The organism is Paenibacillus sp. MAHUQ-45 (genome assembly GCF_058133325.1).
The window spans coordinates 178,186-196,678 of the sequence record NZ_JBYUPV010000001.1; the positions used below are offsets into that span (position 1 = coordinate 178,186).

An 18,493-nucleotide genomic window follows, 5' to 3' on the forward strand; every position below is an offset into this window, starting at 1 on the left:
GAGACGGGGGGAAATGCTTAGAACTATTCTTTACCGACTACTAGTCTCCATCGTGGTCTTGCTCTGCACCGTAACACTTGTGTTCTTTCTTCTGCACCTCCTGCCAGGAGATCCAATCAATATTAAAATCGCAGGAAATCCCGTATCCCCGGAGGTTGTGGCCAAACTGAAGCATGAATTCGGGTTGGACCAGCCGCTGTATAAGCAATACCTCCAGTATATGGGCAAGGTATTCCGAGGGGATTTTGGAAAGTCGCTCGTGGATAATGAATCCGTTATGACCAAGCTTATGGCGCAATTCCCTGCAACATTGTGGTTAACGCTTCTAAGTATGGCTATATCCATAGTGTTTGGTGTGCTGCTAGGCGTTGTGTCTGCTGTGTACCGGCATCGCAGTCTTGATCATCTCATTCGGCTGCTCAGTATTTTCGGCATTTCGATGCCGACGTTCTGGGTAGCTATTCTTCTTGTGCTCCTCTTTTCCGTTAACCTGCAATGGCTTCCGGCTTCAGGAGTGGGAGGGTTTCAGTATCTCATCCTCCCGGCAGCGACGATGGGCATTGTAGGCTCAGGGCTGATTGCTCGTATGGTGCGAGGCAGTATTCTGGAAGTAGTGCATGAACCCTTTGTAAGAACGCTGCGTGCGAAGGGGCTGCCGGAGAGAAGCGTGATGTATCAGCACGTCCTGCGTAATGCGCTCATTCCAGCGGTGACGATGATGGGGATGCTCCTCGGAGAACTGCTTGCGGGTGCGGTTGTTATTGAATCCGTGTTTGCAAGGCAAGGGGTAGGCAGAGTAATTCTCGATGCCATTTTGGCAAAAGATCTGCCTGTAGTCCAAGGGGCGATTCTACTCACGGCTTCAATCTATATTCTGGTCAATCTATTGGTTGACCTGTCGTATGCGATCATTGATCCAAGGATTCGCCAAGCCTAACTTGAAGGCATAAAGGCAAACCATGAGCCAATTGGCGAAGCAGAAAGGGAACGAATAAGGTGAACGCTAAACGAAGTCTTTTTTCAAGGGCAATGATAGCCGTCTCCATACTGATGATTGCTTGTCTGGTGCTGTTTGCGATTGTTCCTGGCTGGATTGCTCCTTATTCTCCTACCGAGATGAATGGGGCAGATATTTTGCAGGCACCTAACGGGACTCACTGGCTCGGAACGGATTATTTTGGACGAGATATATTAAGCCTGGTTATCTATGGCAGTAGGGACGCTTTGATCATCGGGATTTCTGCGGTGCTGCTCGGCGGAGGTATTGGGTCATTGATCGGTGCTATTGCCGGCTATGGCGGGGGGTTCATCGATGCTGTGCTGATGCGTCTTATTGATACGCTGATGACCATACCAGGAATTCTGTTGGCACTGACGGTTTCAGCGGTACTGGGGCCAAGTAAATTTAATCTAATTATCGCTGTAAGTATTTCGATCATTCCCAGCTTTGCTCGCGTGCTACGCGGACAGGTGCTAACGATAAAGAATCGCACATTCATCGAAGCGGCGAGAAGCAATGGTACCTCACATCTTAGAATTTTATTCTCGCATATCGCGCCACACGCCTTCTCCTCTTTGCTGGTAATGGGGACGATTGGCGTGGGCAGTGCGATCCTAATGGGCTCTGGACTCAGTTTTCTTGGACTCGGGAGTTCGGAAGAAATTCCGGATTGGGGGAGCTTGCTGTCAGAGGGACGGAGCTATATCTCAATGGCTTGGTGGATTGCGACGTTCCCTGGTCTTGCCATTACTTTGCTAGTGGTGTCGATTAACTTTCTAGGGGACGAGTTACAGTCTGCAATCGGCCCTCGAAAAGGTTAAAAGAAAGGAGGACGCATATCCCTTGAACAATGTACTCGATATTAAAGAGCTGTCCGTTGATTTTATGACACCGCAAGGACCTCGAAATATGGTGAACGATATCAATCTGACCATTGCTCCGGGAGAAACGCTAGTTTTGGTTGGAGAGTCGGGGAGCGGGAAAACGGTCACTTCCTTATCTGTTATGCGGCTCATTGATTATGACAATGGGCGTATCACGCAAGGCTCTATCCAATTGAATGGACTCAATCTGGCAGAGCTAAGCCCTCGTGAGCTGCGGGCACTTCGCGGCCGGAAGATCGCGATGATCTTTCAAGAGCCGATGACGGCGCTTGATCCTATCTTTACGATTGGTCAACAGATGATGGAAATCCTGATTCATCATGGGCTGGCCACGAAGGAGGAAGCACGAAATCGGGCAATTTCTTTGCTGGACCGTGTAGGTATTGTCGATCCGGAGCTCCGGATGAAGCAGTATCCGCATGAACTGTCGGGAGGCATGCGGCAGCGTGTCATGATTGCAATGGCTCTGACCTGCGGACCGGAGCTGCTTATTGCCGATGAACCGACGACAGCGCTGGATGTTACCATCCAAGCTCAGATCCTGCAGCTACTACAGGAATTGAAGGAAGAGTTCAACATGTCCATTCTGCTGATCACCCATGATCTGGGGATCGCTGCAGAGATGGCCGATCGGGTCGCAGTTATGTATGCAGGTAAAGTGGTAGAAGTCGCCGATGTTAATTCCCTCTATGCGAAGCCACAGCACCCGTACACACGTGGACTGCTGCAATCGGTTATGACGTTACAGAGTGATCGTACGAAGCCGCTCTATCATATTCCGGGTTCTATCCCAAGTCTGGCGGATTTGCCGCGAGGCTGTCGTTTTCATCCGCGCTGTGCAATTGCTACGGATCAGTGTCGTTCTGAGGAGCCGCCTGCCATTACGAACGGCACGAACATGGTTGCTTGCTGGCATGCCGATGACATATCAGCACTTCCACTGGGTGCGGAACAGCAGACTTATGAAGAGGATGCACAGGCCGCTGTCGTTGCGTCTCACACCAATATAGGCGATCCAGAAGTATTGATCGAAGCGTTGAAGGTATCTAAAAGATTCCATACCAGCAGGGGGGTTCTATCCCGGAAAAAGCAAGGTGTTCGTGCAGTGGATGAGGTCTCTTTACAGATTCTGAAAGGGGAGACGTTCGGCCTGGTAGGGGAGTCTGGAAGTGGGAAATCAACACTGGGGCGCATGATGCTTCAACTGGAGAAGGTGACTTCAGGCCAAATTCATTGGGAAGGACAAGACTTGGCTGAGACGAAAAGCAAGGATTTAAGAGGTTTGCGCCGTGAGATGCAGATGGTGTTCCAGGACCCGTATAGTTCTATCAACTCTCACTGGAAAGTGGCGGATATTATTGGTGAGCCACTAAAGGTCCATCTCTCGTTATCTTCTAAGGAAAGAAGAGTGAGAGTAGAAGAACTGATGGCTCTGGTTGGACTGGAGCCTGCATCTGCAGATCGTTATCCTCATGAATTCTCCGGCGGGCAGCGGCAACGTATTGCCATTGCCCGGGCGATTGCGTTAAACCCAAAATTCATCGTTCTCGATGAAGCGGTCTCTGCCCTGGATGTATCTGTACAGGCGCAAATTATTAATTTGCTGCAGGATCTGCAGCGCAGGCTCGGACTGACCTTTCTATTCATCGCCCATGATCTCCATGTCGTCCGGCATTTATCAGACCGTGTAGGGGTGATGTATCTGGGCCAGCTCGTGGAGCTTGCCCCTACAGAAGCGTTGTATGCCTCGCCAGCTCATCCGTATACCCATGCGTTATTATCAGCCATCCCAGCTTCGGACCCTTCCGGTAAAAAAGCACATGGGCTGTTAAAGGGGGAAGTTCCCTCGCAGACGTTCCAGACGACAGGCTGTAAGTTTCATCCAAGATGTCCTGCAGCCACTGACAAATGCAGAGTTGAAGACCCTGTATGGCAAAATGTCGGAGAGCAACATCACGTAGCTTGTCATCACCCTATCCTATTTGAAGGAGACTTATCATGAGCTTGTCCAATTCTTCGGAACAGAAGGTATTAATTACGATCCGCAGCGCAGTCCCTGCTGACTATGAATCAGTGGTTGAGGTACTGTCTCGGGCTTGGGAAAGCTACGCCGTGACCTACCCCGAAGTCAGAGAATCGCTGAAGGAGACACTGCGCAAGTATCTGGAGCCAGGTTCTCAGGAGCGCATTGTGGCTGAAGCGGAAGGTCTTATTGTTGGAACAGCAGAGCTATTCCATACGGCAGATGAAGCGTACGGTGACACCCTGCAGACAATTGCAACGCCAGTTTTGCGCAGATTAGCTGTCTTACCTGGATGGCAAGGGAAGGGAATTGCTACACGGCTTATTCAAGAGAGCGCGAAGCGAGCATGGAACGCTGGAGCCGGCTACCTATATCTGCATACGTCCTTGGAAACCAATGCATCGGCTGCGAGATTATATGAACATCTGGGGTTTGTCCGTTCAAGTGACCAGGATCTTCATCTGGGAGAAAATTTCATGGAAGGCTTTCGGCTTGACTTACCAGCTGAACTATAGGAGGAATTTCAATGAGCGATCGGAAAATTAAACTGGCAATCAACCTGCGTGGTGTCGGCGGAAGCATGTCTGAATGGCGACATCCCGATGCGAAAGCGGACGCAAGTATCGATTTTGAACTTTACAAGGAATGGGCACAAAAGGCCGAGGCTGCACTTTTCGATATTCTTTTTATTGCGGATGGTTTATATATTACGGAACAGTCGCTGCCTCATTTTCTAAATCGCTTTGAACCGATTACCTTGCTCAGCGCTCTGGCTACTGTAACGAAGAATATTGGCCTTGTGGGTACAGTATCTTCTACTTACAGTGATCCTTTTACCATCGCACGTCAATTTGCATCGCTGGATAAAATGAGTGGCGGACGGGCAGGCTGGAATGTAGTTACCTCAGGCTTACTGGATGGAGCGGCCAATAACTTTAATGGAAAGCAAGTCCATCATGACGAAAAATATGAATTGGCCACGGAATATCTGGAAATCACTAAAGGGTTATGGGATTCGTGGGAAGACGACGCCTTTGTACGCAACAAGGAGACAGGGGTATTCTTTGATCCCGCGAAGATGCACACCCTGAATCATGAAGGTAAATTCTTTTCTGTCAAAGGGCCGCTGAACATTGAGCGTTCTCCGCAAGGGCAGCCGGTTATTTTCCAAGCCGGTTTGTCAGAACCGGGCCGTAACTTTGCCGCCCAATATGCCAATGCGATCTACGCGATTCCACAGAGTATCGAAGAAGCGATTGCTTTTAGAGAAGATATGAAGCAAAGAGCGGTAAGCTTCGGACGATCGGCAGACGATATACTGGTGTTCCCTAATATCTCTCCTGTTGTGGGCGCGACCGCGGAGGAAGCTGAGCAAAAATATCAGGAGATTGCAGGCCTGGTCACTATCGAGCATGCGCTTAACTATACCAGCCGATTCTTTAACCATCTTGATCTCTCGCAGTATCCACTGGATGAACCGGCAATAAACCTGCTGGAGCTGATTCCGGGTCAGGAAGGAACCTATAAGTACTTTACAGAAGAACTGCAGAGCGGTAAAACGCTCAGACAGCTTGCTTTGGAGGCGACAACTCCGCGCAGTCCATTCATGGGCACAGCTGAACAAATCGCAGACAAATTGCAGGCGTGGTTTGAAGCAGGCGCTGCAGATGGCTTTATGTTCGTGCCTTTCGGCCCGTTTGGACTGGATGATTTCTTAAATGAAGTGGTACCGATTCTGCAAGAGCGTGGCTTATTCCGCACAGCTTACGAGAGTTCTACACTTAGAGAGAATCTGGGACTCAGCATACCGAAGAATCGTCACGCTCAATCTTAAAGGCTAGAGGTTTTCCCCGTAAATATGGACGGAATTTGAACGATGGACTGCCCAGTATGGCGGCGCTTGACTTGGAGTATACTCCAAGTTGTAGAGTGTGAGTGTCACTATATAAGATGAACAAATGAAAATAACGAAAAGCGAGAAGGAACGAAGGGGAAGGTTTGGAACTGTAGGAGCTCAAGCGTTCGCCTGAAAGCTTTCTGCAGGAAAGCTCACATCGGAAGCAAAAGCTGTCTCCGGATTTCAACCGCAAACAGCGGTCCAATAGAAAGAAATCTGGGGACAACAGCGACCGGAAGTCCAAACATTCACCGAAGTGACGACCGAGCCTTAAGTGATGATCATAAGTTCGACTTATATAGTATTCAACCAAATTCTATACAGAAACGGGGTAAAACCATGCCACATACAAAGACTGTTCTGATCACCGGAGCCAACAAGGGGATTGGGTACGCGGCAGCTAAACAATTGGGCGCTCTAGGATATACTATCCTGCTAGGAGCGCGTAGCGCGGAGAGAGGAAAAGAAGCAGCAGCACAGCTGGTAAGCGAAGGCTTCGATGCTCGTCACATTGTGCTCGACGTTACGGATCAGGGTACAATTGATGCTGCCTCCAAGCAAATTGCTGATGAATTTAGTTCCCTCGATGTATTGATTAATAATGCTGGAGCTTCTTTTGAAGCATTTGCTAAGCCAAGCCAACTGGAATTGTCTGATTTGAAGGCAACGTATGAGACGAACTTTTTCGGCGTATTTGCTGTCACGAAGGCGTTTCTTCCTTTGCTGACTAAGGCCCCGGCAGGTAGAATTGTTAATGTATCCAGTGGACTCGGTTCATTAGCCTTTATGAGCAATACGGCTGCCGAATATGCTAATTTTAACTTCCTTGCTTACCCAAGCTCCAAAACGGCTGTGAACGCATTGACGATCATGTTCGCCAAGGAATTTAGAAATACAGCATTGAAGATCAATGCGGCTGACCCGGGCTATACCTCTACAGACTTAACGGGTAACCAAGGCCATCGTTCAGCTGAGGTAGCAGCTAAAATTATTGTTACTCTCGCGACACTGCCAGAGGATGGACCTACAGGAAGCTTCTTTAACGAAGACGGCGTGGTTCCTTGGTAAGCTTACCTCTGAAACGTAGACGGTCATATGGAACGGGATGATTGACTTCATCACAGTGCTCTATATAAGCTGGACAAAATAAGCTGGACAAAATAAGCTGGACAAAAGAATTTAACAAAAAGCGAAGATGAGGGAACGGGGAAGTTTGGAACTGTAGGATTGAGCGAAAGCGACCGCCTGAAAACTTTCCATAGGAAAGCTAGCAGCGGAACACTGGAACACTGGAACATAGACTTTCGACAGCAAGACTATAATCCATGGCTGTTCAAATCCAGCGATGTCACTAGAAGCGGTATTTTCCCCTTCACCAGTCGTCTTAACAGTGATAAAGAGGGGGCACCACCCCAACTAACGGCATTTTTGCACCTTATTTTTCTTCAAAATAGGCAAATGAGGGAAATAAGGGCATTATTGCATCTTATTTTTCGAAAAAGCCCGCTGGATGGGGTATCCCGGAAGATTTAAGGTGCAATATTGCACTTAATTTCCATTAATCCTTGGCTGCAGAGGATTTAAGGTACGAAAAAGCCGTTAATTATACTTCTTATGTAAGCTCTCTTTTTTCTTGGCTATGTTTGTTTTTAAATGTTGTTCTATATAGCATCAGGTGGATTAAATAATATAAGGACCCGCGTCAGAGCTCATTTTAGAAGGCTATTTCGCGGGTTTTTGGCACTGAACTACATGATAAGTGATAAGTGATAAGTGATAAGTGATAAGTGATATATGGTAAGTTTTTGCACCAGATTGACTATAACTGAATGATCGTTTATTATACAGAAGTGAGATAAATAGATAATATCAAAGCAGAATGGAAGCCGCGATATTAAATAAAAGGAGAGAATATCAAATGTCTAAACCAAACGTATGGTTCATTACCGGCAGTTCTAGAGGTCTTGGTCGCAGTCTGACAGAAACCGTTCTGAAAAAAGGTGATTATGTCATTGCAACAGCCCGCAACCCGCAGTCGCTGAATGATTTGGTGGAGCAATACGGTGAGCAGATTCATCCGCTTGCGCTAGATGTCAGTGATGAGCAGGCTGTGTCTGCTGCGGTTGAACAAGCCGTTCAAGTGTTTGGCCGTTTGGATGTCGTGGTTAACAATGCTGGGTATGGCGATGTCGCATCGGTTGAAGATGTCACGTTGGATGATTTCCGGGCTCAGATCGATACGAACTTCTACGGTGTTGTCTATGTTTCCAAAGCTGTCGTTCCGATTTTGCGCAAACAGGGCAGCGGGCATATCATCCAGATTTCATCTGTAGGCGGCCGGATTGCTACTATGGGCTTAGCCGCATATCAAAGTGCAAAATGGGCAGTCGGCGGATTCTCCGAGGTGCTGGCTCAAGAGGTGGCTCCTTTTGGCATCAAAGTAACTGTCATTGAGCCAGGCGGCATGCGCACAGATTGGGCGGGTTCTTCGATGACTATTCCGCCAATCAGCCAGCCGTACGAAGAGACCATTGGAGCATTAGCTCGTATGCTGCAAGAGCATTCAGGTCAATTTGGCAGTGAACCGGAGAAGTTTGCTGAAGTTATTAGCGAGCTAGCCTTGCTGCCTGAGGCCCCTCTTCGTTTGCTGCTGGGCCAGGATGCGGTCGATAATGCAGATGCAGCGGAGAAGGCTCGTGCCGCAACTGATGCCAAGTGGCGCCAAGTGAGTGAAACGGTAGAATTCACTTCCTAAAATGAAGAGACCAGCTTTATGAATGGTGAATAATAGAAGATAAATAAATAGAGGACATCCTGATATTGGAGCTATATTCCAGTCGGGATGTCCTTTTTTTTATGTTTAATATTCATTTTACGAAAGAGGTCACCTTGTTTAACACTACTAGACAATTGTCCTTTTTTCGTATAAAAAAATCTCTAAAATAAGAATCAAATAAGGCAAGTGAGTGGAGGTGAGAAGAGATCGAGCAGAAACGAATTCGAGAATTTACCGCTACGGTCTATGTCCTGAATGAAGAACGTGATGCGCTTTTGTTCATGCGGAGGAGAAAACCGCCGTTTGTGGGGTGCTTTTTTCCGCCAGGAGGACACCTGGAGCCGAACGAGACACCGGATGAAGCTGCGATTCGAGAGGTGCAAGAAGAGACAGGTTATCTGATCCGATTATTGTCCGCACAAGAAGGCAGTTATATAGAGCCTGGTGTAGTTCCTTTGACTTTTCCAATTAGAATTCAGCTTGAACACATTGATGACCAGCATGATCATATCGATTACATCTATGTCGGAGAAGTCATTCGTAAAGAGGGAACGGAGTCCGAAGAAGAGTGGATTTGGCTTGACGCTGCTAAGTTAGATCAAGAGTCGATGCCAGAAGCGATTCGGAAAATCGCCAAGCAAATCTTGCAAGATCGGAAGTACTAGGGGAATACTAGTTGTAAAAAGGTTAATGGAGGCTGCAAATGGACAAGTCCGTCCTGCTCAACTTGATGAACACCCACAGATGGCTGCATGACATGCTGGAACACATGCCGCCGGACTTGCTTGTCCATTGGGAGCTATGGCGCTATTATCCGGAAGAACTGGTATGTGAGCAAGGCGACCATCCAGATGTCTTTTATATCGTTATCGAAGGGCGCTTGAAGGTAGAGTACATTCTGGAAGATGGTACCATTCTCATTATCGCCTATCTTGATCCCGGTCAAATGATCAGTGATATCGAGATTGCCTTAATGACGCCGTACGTCTGCCGGATTACCGCGGAGTCCCAGTCTTCTACGCTTGTACTGAGAAAGGATATTTATCTTAAATGGTTGCTGGCCGATAACCACTTCTTAATGTACTTAACGAAGCAATTGGCCGGGAAGCTGCAGGAGACGGTACGCAAATCGATTGACAGCGTGTCTATGTCCCTCAGGCACAAGCTGCTCCGCTATTTGTACGGTCAGGTAGAGCATATCAATTTTAACCGGCAAACTTCGTTTATCATTCCCATCTCACGTGAAGATATAGCTTCCCAGTGGGGCGTGACGCTGCGCAGTGTGAACCGGGTGCTGAAGGAACTGAAGGACCGGGAGATTATTTACGTAGATAAGAACCGGATTATCTGCAATGAATGGAGCCGCTTTTTATTAAAGAAAGAATTAACGGACATGGAAAAATAACATCCAAGGAGTGTTTATTGTGAGCCAAATGACTTCCATGCAATCAGGATTACCTAACAGAGGGGTGACCGCCCGTCATATCGTGGCTATGGTCATCAGTGCGCTGATTTTTGGAGCGACGATCTATATTTCCCGGTTTGTCCCGATCAAGCTGGGTACGGTTCAAGTGTTGTATCCTGCTGCGATCTTTGCTCCGCTGTTCGGCGTCTGGTTTGGCGTTTGGGGTTCGGCGGGGCTTGTAATTGGTAATATTTTATCGATGGTCGTTGTTGGCATGAATCCGGCGATTTATCCGTTAGCCTTGCTCGCACAATTCGTGATGGGGTTCGTTCCGGGAATCGCGTTCCGTAAAGTCCGGTTTGAAGGTGCCAAGGATCGTATTGTTTTCATCGTTACGGTTGTGCTCGGCATGGTTCTGTCCTCGGTCCTGGTGTCACTGAATCTCGTCCTTATTCAAAAAATTCCCGGCAACGTCGTCTGGGGCACCATTTGGCCTTGGATGCAGGTCAGCAATACGCTTGCTGCGGCTATCTTCAGCCCGCTTCTGTTCGCTTGGATGTCCGACTATATGAATAAATCCGGCTTATTTTTCAAAAGGTTTCTAGGCTGACGGGGGTTACGTTTATGCAATTGTATTATCCATCTAATTCACTTTTGCACTACTTGCATGGTTTTACGAAAATACTGGTCTTCGGTTTACTCTTTACCTTTATCCCTTTGTTTATGGATCGGCTCGCAAGTCTTCTAGGTCTGCTTGTTATTTGCCTGGCATTATTCATCTATATTCGCCCAACGCGTTGGCATTGGCTACTGCTAATCCCCGTGCTGATCCTGGCGTTCACCATGAGCTTGTCCTATTTTCTGTCCGACGGAGGCGGTACAACATACTTTCAGGCGGATTTGGGGTATTGGCAAGTCATCATTTCTTCGGGTAACATCGGACTTTCGCTAAAATTTATCTGCCGTACGCTGATCTGGTGTCTGCTCTTCTTCCTGATACTGTTCACAACTTCCAATGAGGACATTGTAATGGGTCTGAAAAAGTTTGGGCTGCCTGAATTCGTGACACTATCTGTGTCGCTTGCGCTGCGGTATTGGAGTTTGATGATCTTCGATGTCAAAACAGTCATGGACGCGCAATACGTGCGGGGCGTCGATTTTCGCTCGGGTAACCTGTATGCCCGCTCCGTCCGGTTCGCAAGTACGCTCGTTCCCGTCTTATTCGTCTTCTTGAAGCGGTTCCGTACGACCAGTTTCGCTCTGACACTCAAAGGTGCAGGGCGAAAAAACAAGCGAACTTATTATTACAATCCCAGAATTACCGGACTCGATAAGCGGGTCATTCTGGCCGGAGTAGTATTGTTTGTGGCCTTCCTGGCACTAAAATGCTTTATTACTTTATAACCACGGAGGAGGGTCAAGATGATCACTTTCGATAACTATAGCTGCACCTATTCATCAGGGAAGCCGATGCTGCATCAATTGAATTTGAACATTACACCTGGCGAATTTGTGTTTGTCACAGGGCCGAGCGGCGGCGGGAAGTCGACGCTTTGCTTCTCGATTAACGGATTGATTCCGCATGAGACAGAAGGCTCTACGTATCAGGGCAGTGTGACGGTGGACGGAAACAAGGTACAGGATGTATATCCTAACGATCTCGTCTCGGTCGTCGGAACGGTGCTGCAGGACCCGGAATGGCAGCTTGTCAGAGGAACAGTGAAGGAAGAACTAACCTTTGCTCTTGAAAATATGGGGTTCTCCGCTGACGAAATTGACCGGCGACTGGAAGAAGTTGTAGAGAGAGTAGAGATTCAATCGCTGCTGCTTCGCTCCACACTGGATCTGTCCGGTGGGCAGAAGCAGCGGGTGGCGATCGCTGCCTGTTTGATGATGAAGCCGAAGGTCATTGTGCTGGACGAGCCAACTGCGGAGCTAGATCCACTTGGCAAAGAAATGGTACTGGATACGATCCGTGAGCTGCATCAAGAATGGGGATATACAATCGTCTTCGTCGATCATAATCTTGATGTCTCTATGCCCTATGTCGACCGGGTGATCGTTGTTGCTGAAGGGAAGATCGTAGCAGATGCGCCGCCAAGCCGTCTGTATGATGAACCGCTTGTTCGTGAATGGCTGCCGTTGCCACAGGTGATTGAACTGGCCCGCAAGTTGGGTGTAAAGATAGAAGACGAACAGCACGGCGAATGCGATCCGCTGACCGTGGAGGAGCTGCGGGAGGCATTGCACAACAGAGGTATTGTTCGCCCTGAGCCTCCAAAGCTGGGGAGTGGTCATACGCTTGAAGGCGGGGTAGCAGCCGCTGGTGAAACGCTGCTGGAGCTGAAGAATATTACGTTCCGCTACCGTAAGCAGGAAGACGAGATGACGATCAAGCCGCTGAATCTCCGGATCGGCAGAGGCGAATTTGCAGCGGTTATCGGCCGCAACGGGGCGGGCAAGTCCACCCTCTGCAAGCTGATTACCGGTCTATTAAAACCGTATGGCGGGGAGCTGCTTATTCACGGCAGACCTTCAAGTGAATACCGGGCTGACCAGCGTGTGCGTCATATCGGCTTTGTTTTTCAAAATCCAGATTATCAGTTTGTTCGCCGTACCGTGTATGACGAAGTCGCTTATGGCTTAAGTGTTCAGAAGCTGCCGGCCGACGAGATTGAGGCACGTGTCAAGAAAGTCACTAAACTGCTGCAAATTGATAAATATCTGCAGGAGCATCCCCATTTCTTAAGCCGGGGCGAACGGCGTAGAGTGGCGATCGCCTCCATTCTGGTGATGCAGCCGGAAGTGATTATTCTGGACGAGCCAACGACCGGGCTGGATTCCGTACGCTGCCGGGAAATGATGGATTATATTACCGAGCTGTGGCGCCAAGGCCACACGATCATTATGCTTACACATGACATGCGGGTTGTAGCAGACTATATTCCGCGCACCATTGTGCTATCCCAGGGACAGATTGTGTGGGACGCGCCTACCCGTGAGGTATTTTCGAAGGGAAAAGAACTGGAGCGGTACCATATTACACTTCCGCCAGTGGTTGAACTGTCGCACATCTGGGGATGGACACCGGCAGCCCTGACTTCCGATGAATTGGTAGAGGCTTTATCCGCTGCGGCTCTGCAAGAGCCGGCCCTTGGCGGTGGAGTGATCATATGAACCAGGAATTCCGCATCATGATGCTCGGTGTCGGCAACGGATTTGTAAAATCGACTTATCATAACAATGCACTGGTGGAAGTAAGTGGCCGCCGCTTTCTGATCGATTGCGGTGCACTGGCTTGGCACAGCCTGTATGAACTCGGCTTCGGATTTGAGGATATTGATGGCATCTTTATTACACATCTGCATTATGACCATTGCGGAGGGCTGGATGAAGCCGCTTTGTATGGAGCCTATGCTGCCGGGCGTAAGATGCAGCTCTGGCTTCCGGCTCCGCTGCAGAGTGTGTTATGGGAGCAGCATTTACGCGGAACCTTGGAGAATGCTGCTGAAGGAAAAACATCATTAGCGGACTACTTTGATATACAGACCGTCGAAGAGGGAGAACTTTTTTGGCTAACGGCCAGTAGCGATGCTGGTGATGTTGGTGGTGCTGGTGGTACTAGTGTTGCTGGCGGTGCTAGTGGTGCTAGTGGTGTTGGTGATGCTGGTGATGCTAGTGGTGCTAGTGGTGCTAGTGGTGCTAGTGGTGCTAGTGGTGCTAGTGGTGCTAGTGATGCTAGTGGTGTTAGTGAAGCTGGTGGTGCTAGTGGTGCTGGTGGTACTGGTGCTACTGGTGGTATTGATGGAGTTGGTGGTGCTAGTGAAGCTGGTGGTGCTAGTGGTGTTGGTGGCGCTAGTGAGGCTGGTGATGCTGGTGATGCCGGTGAAGCTAGTGAAGCTGGTAGTGCTACTAAGGCTATTAATGCTGGTAGCGGCTTTGGCGCTGAAGCAGACCAACAGCTACTGTCCATGCGCTGGCTCTCTTCACATCACGTGCCATCCAAGTTCAGCTGTTCGCTCGTGATCGATAGTCGCTTCTTTTATAGTGCGGATATGGTGGCTGACGCAGAACTGGTGTCCAAGCTTCACCAAGAAGGAATTACGGATTTTTACCACGATTGCAGCTTTGATTCCAGCCCCGTCCATGCCAGCTTTGAAGCATTATGCCAATACCCTGAGGCCATTCGCCAATATACCTATTTGATGCATTACGGGGAAGCCCCGAGGGGGCTTGAGGAGAAAGCGCTGTGCGGAATGAGGCTGCTTAGGCAGCATGAATGGCACATATGGTCGTAGGGGAAACGAGTTAGAAGAGATGACCAGAGAATGAAACAAGAGAAACAAGAGAAACAAGAGAAACAAGAGAAACAAGAGAAACAAGAAAAACAAGAAAAACAAGAAAAACAAGAAAAACAAGAGAAAGAAGAGAAACGAGAGATCGAAACAAAAAGTCGAGGAGACATGCAGGGGAAGGGTGGCTCAAGGCTCCCCATGGTGTCAATAAGTGCATTTTTGTACCTTAAATCGGATGCAGCAGGTGTTTTGCATAAGATAAGGGCATTTTTGTACGTTAAATTTTCCAAATGTCCCCCTTCAGGGCTCTTTTCCAAAAATTAAGCTACAAAAATGCTCTTATTTCCTTAAATAACCTAAATACAAGAAAAATAAGGTACAAAAATGCTCTTAATTGGGAATCAGTGAGCTATGCCAATTCGGGAATGCAGTGGGCTACGCCAAGTTGAGAGTGTAGAATCTGTGCTAATTAGTAAAAGCACTATTGCCCTGACTCGCAAGCGTTCGCCTGAAAGAATATAGATAGCATTAGGAGGAATAGGTGTGAGAAAGCTGGATTTTCCATACATTACAATGCCTTTGCCGGAATGGATCGGACCTGTCGTGGCCAAGGTATTTGCCAAGATGTGCGATGATACGACTGGTCATGATTTTTTGCATGCGGTACGAGTGATGGAGCTGGCGACGAGCATCGCGGATGAACTCCATGCCGATGTAGATATCGCTGCAGCAGCCGGGCTGATGCATGATTATTATCGCAAAGAAGAGAAGGAAACCGGCCAGCTGCATTTTAGCCCAGAGGCGATAGCCGATCTGCGCAGGGAGTTCGAGCCACTGTTTGTTCCTGAGATCGGAGAGCAGGCCTTCGCTAGAATATTGGATGCCATTGCGCTTCACGAAAGCTATAGCGCTAACGCCATCCTTTCGCTAGATGCGCAGATTTTGCAGGATGCGGACCGGCTGGAAGCCTTGGGTGCGGTTGGAATCGCCCGTACTTTTATGTTCGGAGGCGCACATGGACTGCCGATGATTGAGGAGGAGCAGAAGTCAGTGGTGGCTGAATTCGACCCTAACGTTCGTCCCTATGGTTCGGTACACATGCATTTCTATGAAAAGCTCTTAAAGCTTGCAGACGGTATGCATACGGTGCCCGGGAGGCGAATGGCTGCTCAGCGACATCAGGTGATGATCACTTTTTTAGAGCAATTCGAGAACGAACTGAGGCTAACCTTCCGTTGAAGTAACCATATCGAGATAAGGCGGCAAAAGTTTTGAAAAAGCATCTTATCCACGAAACTTATGCTTTTCCGCTAATAGTATTCATCCAGCTAATTATGGATATAGCTTCACCAAAAAACCGCGAGCACCCTTGATCTTCCAAGGCGCTTCGCGGTTTTTTCAGACTTGCGGTGTATCACCGGCAATGCTCGATGTTCGGATCAGATGATAACATCTGCAGACTTTAAGGCTGCAGAGTAGGCCGAATAATCATCTCATTTACGCTAGTGTCTTCTGGTTCATTGACGGCAAAGGCAATCGCTCTTGCAATGCTGTAAGGGGAGATTGCCAACCCGCCCATATGCTCGGCCATAGCTTGAACCGCCGGGCTTGTCACGGTGCCGAATAACTCCGTTTCAGTGATTCCCGGCGCGATGAGCGTCGTACGAATGTGTGAGGCCGGGGATTCCTCCTTGCGTAACCCTTCTGTAATTGCTCTGACTGCAAACTTGGTGCCGCTGTATACAGCCGAAGTCGGGCTGACTTCGTACCCCATCACCGAAGAAATATTGATGATATGACCGGATTGTTGTTCTCTCATGATAGGAAGTACGGCAGCAATACCGTTCAGCACCCCTTTGATGTTAACATCAACCATTTGGTCCCAGTCGGTAACCCGCATTTCATTCAGCACCGAAACTGGCATAATTCCGGCGTTGTTGACCAGTACATCAATCCGGCCATATTGGTCCAGAGCAAATTGTGCGACCTGCTGCAGATCCTCAGCAGAAACGACATCTGCTGTAATATAAGAAGCTTCCCCGTCCGATTGTTTAATCTCCTCCACAATAACCTTCAGCCGCTCTTCTCTTCTGGCAGCCAATACAACCTTGGCTCCCTTTTCTGCCAGCAGTCTTGCAGTAGCTTCACCGATTCCGCTTGATGCCCCTGTAATAATAACTACTTTATCTCTAGTGTTGTCCACTTGATTTCTCTCCTTTAGCATTAAGATAATATTTATTTAACTTGTGTTGATTATTTAACGGCCGTTGATTAACATTATATAAAGATATTAGATTCATTCAATCGCTAATCATCGTGTATTTGTCCCATAATCAACAGAGTGGATGAAACTGTTCAATAAAGTGAAGGAGAGATTCAAATGGCAAGCGAGCGAAAGGTTGACCGGCGGATTACTAAAACCAAGGAAGCGATTAACCGGGCGTTTCTGGAGCTTTTTGCAGAGAAGGAACTTGAGCAGATTACAATCAATGAGATTGCGGATCAGGCGAACGTTAACCGGGGCACGGTGTATTTGCATTACAGCGACAAATACGACCTGCTGGATCAATATATAGAGGAACATTTGAACAAGCTTATTTCGTTTTGTGGTACTCATGAACCTGCTACATCAGCGACTTCAATGGATCAGGATGAGCTCCAACTGGTTTTCGATTACTTAGGGGAGCATTTTCGCTTCTTCTCGGCGATCCTGCTTAATCAGCGGACGGCTCTCTTCCGTGAGCGGCTGCTGCAATTTATTTCGAGCAACGTGAAGGAGAAGCTGGATCAGCAAACGGCAGGAACAGCCATTGATAATGAGATCAACGCCGAGTTTATGTCTTCCGCCTTTGTCGGTATCCTGGAATGGTGGATTCGCAACAAAATGCCGCACCCTCCGGCATATATGGCGGCTCAAGTGCGGCATCTGTTTGAGAAAAATGAGGTTTATATGCAAATGAAAAGTTAACATGAAGAACCCGCGATAAGTCTCAAGGTGACAAGGCTGTTCGCGAGTTTTTAGCTGTTTACAGATCACAGCCAATTTCGATCCCACTACAAAGATTGTATTGTTTAAATCGTTCCAAGCCGGTGAGCAGCTGCTCGCGATAGTCGAGACTGTTCATTTCAGACTGTGGCCAAAAGTGCTTCACGATCAAAGTCTGGCTGCTTTTATCCGTTTCCAGTTCAATTCGGCCAATTAGCTGCTGATCGCACAGCACAGGGAGCACATAATAACCGTATTTGCGCTTGGGAGCAGGAACATAGACCTCCCATGTATACTCGAAGCCGAACAATTCCTGAATCAACTTACGGTCCCACATCAGGTTATCCAGCGGGGCGAGAATTCTGGCCGTATTGCCGCTTAGCTCCCGTTCTGCAGAGGACTTTAATAATTCTACGTGATCAGTCGCAAGATACAGCGGGTGCTTGATACCTTCAACGGCTACTTCATAAATGCTCCCCTCATCGATCAGCGCTTGGAACGCCTCGTTCCGATGCTGACTTTTGAGCCCGTTAATGCCCAGCCAAGCATCGCTTTGTCTGTTCCACAAGAGGCCAACACTATTGATTCTCCGCAGCACAAACCATTTGTAGAATTCTTCCTCTGTCGTATAAGGTGCCGGAGAACTGAAATACGGTTCGGGTATAAATTGATCGGCCAAGCCATAATATCTCCGAGTCCCTTTCTTATGATGAACAACGGCAAGACCGGCGTAGCACATTGCTTCCAAGGCAGCTTTAGCCAGCCGTTGCGGCCCATAATGCCAATCCACTCTTTCTTCCAGTACAAAATCGGAGGAGCATGCCGTCCCGTGTTCTCTTAGGTATGCAGTTATGACATCAATGGTCTCTTGGTGCTCATGGCACCAGCGTAGATACCTCTCCCTGAATCTTTGAAAAGAAGGCCAGTCATTGACCTCGCAGATAGACATGTTCTTGTCCCACACATCAAACAAAATCCGCTCGGTGTAGAGATATTGATCTATATCTCCTTTACGGTATGTAGCGTAGCGAGACTGCAGCGTAAGATCAGGATTACGGCCTACGACATCGAGTGGATCGTATTGAATACAGCCAACTTTACGGATATACTCGGCAATCTGAGACGTGCTCTGAAGTGCGGAGTCGTCGCTTAAATGATGGTAGGTGATTAAGTATTTTCGGATATCTGCTTTTGAATATGATAGCTGTGTAATAATAATCCCTGCTT

General features: G+C 48.2%; 18 protein-coding genes. 16 read left to right on the plus strand and 2 right to left on the minus strand.

What is annotated here, in order from left to right; genetic code table 11:
* Nucleotides 1-13 precede the first annotated feature (13 nt).
* The 15 genes from AC3Y23_RS00795 (at nt 14) to AC3Y23_RS00865 (ending at nt 15,519) form a co-directional block, all read left to right on the plus strand.
* The gene (locus tag AC3Y23_RS00795) at nt 14-937 is read left to right on the plus strand and encodes an ABC transporter permease (protein WP_379194628.1); all 924 of its coding nucleotides are present in this window, start codon (nt 14-16) and stop codon (nt 935-937) included.
* Between the two features lie 59 nt (nt 938-996).
* Nucleotides 997-1,821 (plus strand): ABC transporter permease, encoded by an 825-nt coding sequence (locus tag AC3Y23_RS00800; protein ID WP_379194630.1) that lies wholly within the window; start codon nt 997-999, stop codon nt 1,819-1,821.
* Nucleotides 1,822-1,843: 22 nt separating this feature from the next.
* On the plus strand, nt 1,844-3,886 hold the full coding sequence (locus AC3Y23_RS00805) for an ABC transporter ATP-binding protein (protein WP_379194632.1): 2,043 nt from the start codon (nt 1,844-1,846) through the stop codon (nt 3,884-3,886).
* Entirely contained in the window at nt 3,883-4,422 is a 540-nt protein-coding gene (locus tag AC3Y23_RS00810; protein ID WP_379194634.1) for a GNAT family N-acetyltransferase, read from the plus strand. The genes AC3Y23_RS00805 and AC3Y23_RS00810 overlap by 4 nt, the downstream gene beginning before the upstream one ends.
* An 11-nt stretch (nt 4,423-4,433) precedes the next feature.
* The gene (locus tag AC3Y23_RS00815; protein WP_379194636.1) at nt 4,434-5,741 is read left to right on the plus strand and encodes an LLM class flavin-dependent oxidoreductase; all 1,308 of its coding nucleotides are present in this window, start codon (nt 4,434-4,436) and stop codon (nt 5,739-5,741) included.
* A gap of 402 nt (nt 5,742-6,143) precedes the next feature.
* Complete coding sequence (locus tag AC3Y23_RS00820) at nt 6,144-6,872, plus strand: SDR family oxidoreductase (RefSeq protein WP_379194638.1); 729 nt, start codon at nt 6,144-6,146, stop codon at nt 6,870-6,872.
* An 850-nt stretch (nt 6,873-7,722) separates the two neighbouring features.
* A complete protein-coding gene (locus AC3Y23_RS00825) occupies nt 7,723-8,559 on the plus strand; it encodes an SDR family NAD(P)-dependent oxidoreductase (RefSeq protein WP_379194640.1) in 837 nt (278 codons plus the stop codon).
* A 242-nt stretch (nt 8,560-8,801) separates the two neighbouring features.
* Nucleotides 8,802-9,245 carry an NUDIX hydrolase gene (locus tag AC3Y23_RS00830; protein ID WP_379195723.1) on the plus strand — a complete coding sequence of 148 codons (444 nt, stop codon included), beginning with the start codon at nt 8,802-8,804 and terminating at the stop codon, nt 9,243-9,245.
* A gap of 38 nt (nt 9,246-9,283) precedes the next feature.
* Nucleotides 9,284-9,985 carry a Crp/Fnr family transcriptional regulator gene (locus tag AC3Y23_RS00835; RefSeq protein ID WP_379194643.1) on the plus strand — a complete coding sequence of 234 codons (702 nt, stop codon included), beginning with the start codon at nt 9,284-9,286 and terminating at the stop codon, nt 9,983-9,985.
* 19 nt (nt 9,986-10,004) lie between these two features.
* A complete protein-coding gene (locus tag AC3Y23_RS00840) occupies nt 10,005-10,595 on the plus strand; it encodes a hypothetical protein (protein WP_379194645.1) in 591 nt (196 codons plus the stop codon).
* A 14-nt stretch (nt 10,596-10,609) separates the two neighbouring features.
* Nucleotides 10,610-11,389: an energy-coupling factor transporter transmembrane component T family protein gene (locus AC3Y23_RS00845; RefSeq protein WP_379194647.1), complete on the plus strand. Its 780-nt coding sequence runs from the start codon at nt 10,610-10,612 to the stop codon at nt 11,387-11,389.
* 18 nt (nt 11,390-11,407) lie between these two features.
* Nucleotides 11,408-13,162 (plus strand): ABC transporter ATP-binding protein, encoded by a 1,755-nt coding sequence (locus AC3Y23_RS00850; RefSeq protein WP_379194649.1) that lies wholly within the window; start codon nt 11,408-11,410, stop codon nt 13,160-13,162.
* Nucleotides 13,159-14,283: an MBL fold metallo-hydrolase gene (locus AC3Y23_RS00855; protein ID WP_379194651.1), complete on the plus strand. Its 1,125-nt coding sequence runs from the start codon at nt 13,159-13,161 to the stop codon at nt 14,281-14,283. Before AC3Y23_RS00850 ends, AC3Y23_RS00855 begins: the two co-directional genes overlap by 4 nt.
* Nucleotides 14,284-14,313: 30 nt before the next feature.
* Entirely contained in the window at nt 14,314-14,604 is a 291-nt protein-coding gene (locus AC3Y23_RS00860; protein ID WP_379194653.1) for a hypothetical protein, read from the plus strand.
* 219 nt (nt 14,605-14,823) lie between these two features.
* The gene (locus AC3Y23_RS00865; protein ID WP_379194655.1) at nt 14,824-15,519 is read left to right on the plus strand and encodes an HD domain-containing protein; all 696 of its coding nucleotides are present in this window, start codon (nt 14,824-14,826) and stop codon (nt 15,517-15,519) included.
* Between the two features lie 223 nt (nt 15,520-15,742).
* Here AC3Y23_RS00865 and AC3Y23_RS00870 read toward each other — a convergent pair whose 3' ends face one another.
* On the minus strand, nt 15,743-16,483 hold the full coding sequence (locus tag AC3Y23_RS00870) for an SDR family oxidoreductase (protein ID WP_379194657.1): 741 nt from the start codon (nt 16,481-16,483) through the stop codon (nt 15,743-15,745).
* A 177-nt stretch (nt 16,484-16,660) separates the two neighbouring features.
* Here AC3Y23_RS00870 and AC3Y23_RS00875 point away from each other — a divergent pair, with 177 nt between their 5' ends.
* Entirely contained in the window at nt 16,661-17,248 is a 588-nt protein-coding gene (locus tag AC3Y23_RS00875; RefSeq protein ID WP_379194659.1) for a TetR/AcrR family transcriptional regulator, read from the plus strand.
* Between the two features lie 58 nt (nt 17,249-17,306).
* Here AC3Y23_RS00875 and AC3Y23_RS00880 read toward each other — a convergent pair whose 3' ends face one another.
* Complete coding sequence (locus tag AC3Y23_RS00880) at nt 17,307-18,485, minus strand: DNA glycosylase AlkZ-like family protein (protein ID WP_379195725.1); 1,179 nt, start codon at nt 18,483-18,485, stop codon at nt 17,307-17,309.
* Between the last annotated feature and the right edge of the window lie 8 nt (nt 18,486-18,493).

What these genes read in the sequence shown, in the direction of transcription:
- AC3Y23_RS00860 (WP_379194653.1), top strand. Translation starts at nt 14,314, where the DNA reads ATGAAACAAGAGAAACAAGAGAAACAAGAGAAACAAGAGAAACAAGAG.
- AC3Y23_RS00810 (WP_379194634.1), top strand. Translation starts at nt 3,883, where the DNA reads ATGAGCTTGTCCAATTCTTCGGAACAGAAGGTATTAATTACGATCCGC.
- AC3Y23_RS00835 (WP_379194643.1), top strand. Translation starts at nt 9,284, where the DNA reads ATGGACAAGTCCGTCCTGCTCAACTTGATGAACACCCACAGATGGCTG.
- AC3Y23_RS00875 (WP_379194659.1), top strand. Translation starts at nt 16,661, where the DNA reads ATGGCAAGCGAGCGAAAGGTTGACCGGCGGATTACTAAAACCAAGGAA.
- AC3Y23_RS00855 (WP_379194651.1), top strand. Translation starts at nt 13,159, where the DNA reads ATGAACCAGGAATTCCGCATCATGATGCTCGGTGTCGGCAACGGATTT.
- AC3Y23_RS00825 (WP_379194640.1), top strand. Translation starts at nt 7,723, where the DNA reads ATGTCTAAACCAAACGTATGGTTCATTACCGGCAGTTCTAGAGGTCTT.
- AC3Y23_RS00850 (WP_379194649.1), top strand. Translation starts at nt 11,408, where the DNA reads ATGATCACTTTCGATAACTATAGCTGCACCTATTCATCAGGGAAGCCG.
- AC3Y23_RS00845 (WP_379194647.1), top strand. Translation starts at nt 10,610, where the DNA reads ATGCAATTGTATTATCCATCTAATTCACTTTTGCACTACTTGCATGGT.
- AC3Y23_RS00820 (WP_379194638.1), top strand. Translation starts at nt 6,144, where the DNA reads ATGCCACATACAAAGACTGTTCTGATCACCGGAGCCAACAAGGGGATT.
- AC3Y23_RS00815 (WP_379194636.1), top strand. Translation starts at nt 4,434, where the DNA reads ATGAGCGATCGGAAAATTAAACTGGCAATCAACCTGCGTGGTGTCGGC.
- AC3Y23_RS00795 (WP_379194628.1), top strand. Translation starts at nt 14, where the DNA reads ATGCTTAGAACTATTCTTTACCGACTACTAGTCTCCATCGTGGTCTTG.